The sequence below is a fragment of the Flavobacterium aurantiibacter genome, from assembly GCF_002251775.1.
Taxonomy (GTDB): Bacteria; Bacteroidota; Bacteroidia; order Flavobacteriales; family Flavobacteriaceae; genus Flavobacterium; species Flavobacterium aurantiibacter.
The window spans coordinates 1-3,058 of sequence record NZ_NOXX01000045.1; the positions used below are offsets into that span (position 1 = coordinate 1).

The 3,058-nt window shown below is 36.1% G+C and carries 3 protein-coding genes; all 3 read right to left on the reverse strand.

Annotated features, from left to right (window positions below):
- Positions 1-553: 553 nt before the first annotated feature.
- Complete coding sequence (locus CHX27_RS00465) at positions 554-1,288, reverse strand: hypothetical protein (protein WP_094484826.1); 735 nt, start codon at positions 1,286-1,288, stop codon at positions 554-556.
- 189 nt (positions 1,289-1,477) lie between these two features.
- Positions 1,478-2,224, reverse strand: a complete 747-nt coding sequence (locus CHX27_RS00470; RefSeq protein WP_094484827.1) for a DUF5131 family protein — start codon at positions 2,222-2,224, stop codon at positions 1,478-1,480.
- Complete coding sequence (tcmP, locus tag CHX27_RS00475; protein ID WP_165764404.1) at positions 2,225-2,995, reverse strand: three-Cys-motif partner protein TcmP; 771 nt, start codon at positions 2,993-2,995, stop codon at positions 2,225-2,227.
- Positions 2,996-3,058: the final 63 nt, after the last annotated feature.

Consider the following 3,058-nt stretch of genomic DNA (forward strand, 5'->3'; position numbering starts at 1 on the left):
AACATTTTTTTGCATTGTTCTGCCTCAAAAACAACCTTTTTTCTTCGGCCTATTTTATAAATCTAATTGGTATTTCACTTCAAGGCGCAGCGTGCTCCAGCTTTTCAGCTAGGTTTTGCTGCGGCTTCTGTTAGTCGCCACACCAAAACAAGCTTCAATGGCTGTTTCCAGCTGCGGCTTTTCGTTGCAATCCCTTGTGCGAAGTCGTTGCTGGAAGACGTAGGGGAAATGAAATTAAGATGTACTCGATAGCAAGCCTTTCAAACTTATAGTTACACCAATACTTAAAACCCAAACAGCCAAAGGTAAAACCCCCTTTGCAGTTAATACAATCTTTAATGCAGTTGCTCACAAACTATTTGCAATTACTCATTATTTTTTTGCAGTTACTTATAATCTAAATACAGTTAGGTGTTAACAAAGAGGCACGAACAACAAACGAACTACAGTTGCCTAAACCCCAAACGAAAAAGCAATAATTCTCGGGGAAGTTGAGAACTATTGCTTTGTTAAGATGCTTTTTTATAGCGCGATTGATTGGTGTTTGTAAGTATTAGCTTTTTACTTTTTTGAACTCGATACCTTTTACTTGTGCGAACTCGGGGCTTGAGGCACCGAAAACGGATTTAATGTATTTTTTTACTTCGAGTGCTGTAGCAACCAGCCCGTTGGTTTCGTTGTATAGGGTATTGTTTCTTGCTATTCGGGAGCTGCTTACGTTGGCAAAGGCGGTTGCCACAGCTGTATTTTTTGCTTGTAAACTAGCTTGCTTGGCTGTAAGTGTGGCTATTTTCAGGTCGTTTTCGTTTGGAGCATAGCTTGGTTCCGATTGAAGTACAGAAACTAATCCGGCGAAATGCTGTATTCTTTGTTCGAAAGATTGTTGACTGGCGCTGATTTTATTTGGTGCAGGGGCATCGGCGCTTGTTGGTGCCGCAGCGCTTGGTGTTGCGCGTTTGCCTTGGAGTTTCCGGTTATAGCCTTTTGCGTCTTTTATTTTCTCGGCAGTAGCATCGGTGGCTTGTATTGCGTTTACCAGACGGGTTGCTAGTTCTCTTATCGAACTAAACTCTAGCACTCTCTCGTTTACCGCATTGTTATAGCTGGTGTTTTTTGCTACCACATCGGTTAGTTTACTTTGCGCATCGGCAATAAGCGCATTTAATTGGGGTACTTTTAGTGCATTTTTTGTTGGATTGTAGGCCGTGCCAAAACCTACTACAAATGCAGTTAATTCTTGGAAATTTGCAAGATTTTTTGCGTGTCCAGTCTCGAATTGTGATGCCATAATTTTAATGTTTTAAGTTAATATTAAATAATTCGATTAAAAATCTGGCTTGAATTTAAAAAAAGTACGGAAAATTAAACAAGTAATCTAAGTGGTTTTTTTGTTACAAATGTTACAATATCTGTAAATCGACGTTTAAAGCATAATTAAATTTTTAAACTTGTTATAAGGTTATTTATCCATATTTCTTTATGAAGAAATGGGTGTAGCATTTATACTTGAACTTTTGATTGTAGGCATTTCATCATAAGTGCGCCCGTTTAGGGTCCTACCAGAGGCTTTTTTATTCTTGCCACCCCATTGCTTAAAGAAAAAAGCAACATTCGCATTCTTACTTTGCTCTTGAATATCAATTACCCATTCAAGTTTCATAGGTCGTGGATTATGCCCGCTTTCTCCACCGACAATTACCCAATCAATATTCGTAAGATTTAGATTTGGTAACGCGCCGATAAGTGGCTCTAAAGATAAAAACTTAACTTTTGCATTGGTAGTTCTTAACAAATCAATTCGTGACGTAACATTTTCATCTTCAACCGATACACCCATCCAAATATTCTGAGTCCAATTTAATTCTTCATGTATTTCGGAAAGTCTATCTGCTCTCTTTGTAAGTAATTGAAAAACATGCTGTGGATTGTCATTCATAACTTTAAAAACATCTTTTATAAAGTCAAGGGGCACGTCTTTATGAAACAAGTCGCTCATTGAATTCACAAAAACAACTTTTGCTGTCTTCCAAGTATAGGGAATTGCTAAAGTTTCAGGATGAGTCTTTACTACTTTAAACCCATGCTTATATTTTTCTTGTCCCATTGCTTTTAATCTACGAGTCATAATTTCTGCGTAGCAAAATTTACAGCCTGCAGAAACTTTAGTACAACCTGTTGTGGGGTTCCACGTCATTTCAGTCCATTCAATTGATGAATTAGCCATTTAAATAAAGTTTAATTTACAATCTTTAGAAATTATTACTGAAACCTTATGTGATCTCCCATCCGTAAACTCTGCCGTTAATTTATTTTCATCAACCAAACGACGAAGTGCATCTGTATAATGTTTTCTGCTATAAGGCGCCGACGTATTTTTTACATGATGACTTTCAAAAAGATCGAAGGATGTTAGTTTGCTACCTATATAAGTCTTGTAAAGCTCTTCTTTAAGATTGTCGATATTGATAGAATTAAAATCAAACAATTCGTTCACTTCTTTACCATAAGATTTTGCATCAAATGTGTATGTATTAACTCCGTCAAAAACAGTCCCGACATTTGCAAAATCATTATATATGGTTTTAATTAAGTCATAGCCTCTAGCTCCTTTAGTCAGGTGTAAGATGTAATGGCTAGTTGCATCACTGTCCTCTTCTTGAAATTTAAATGCCGTATAAAACAGTTTTCCTCCTAAAATACTTTCATATTCTTTACCTAATCCTTCAATAATCAAGTTTAGACGCTCGGTAACAGTAGATGTATACCTACGGTCTAACTTAATTCTTTGAAATGTGGTAGGAAATAAATCATACATAAGACCCTCAAATTTATCGTTTTCTAAAGCAGGGTGAATTCTTTTAGTATTCACAAAAAGAAAAATCTCGTTTCCCCAATTTTTTAAAAACTCCGCTAAAACTTTGGTTTCAATACCCTTATAACCAAACGGATCAATAAAAAGTAATGATGGCCAATCATTACGTTTATTGGCATTCAATGTACTTTTTTTTAAGAATTTTGCTAAGTACACGACAAAAATTGTATTAAATTAATTTCCAGC

Coding starts and splice junctions, on each gene's coding strand:
- CHX27_RS00465 (WP_094484826.1), bottom strand. CDS start 1,288: ATGGCATCACAATTCGAGACTGGACACGCAAAAAATCTTGCAAATTTC.
- CHX27_RS00470 (WP_094484827.1), bottom strand. CDS start 2,224: ATGGCTAATTCATCAATTGAATGGACTGAAATGACGTGGAACCCCACA.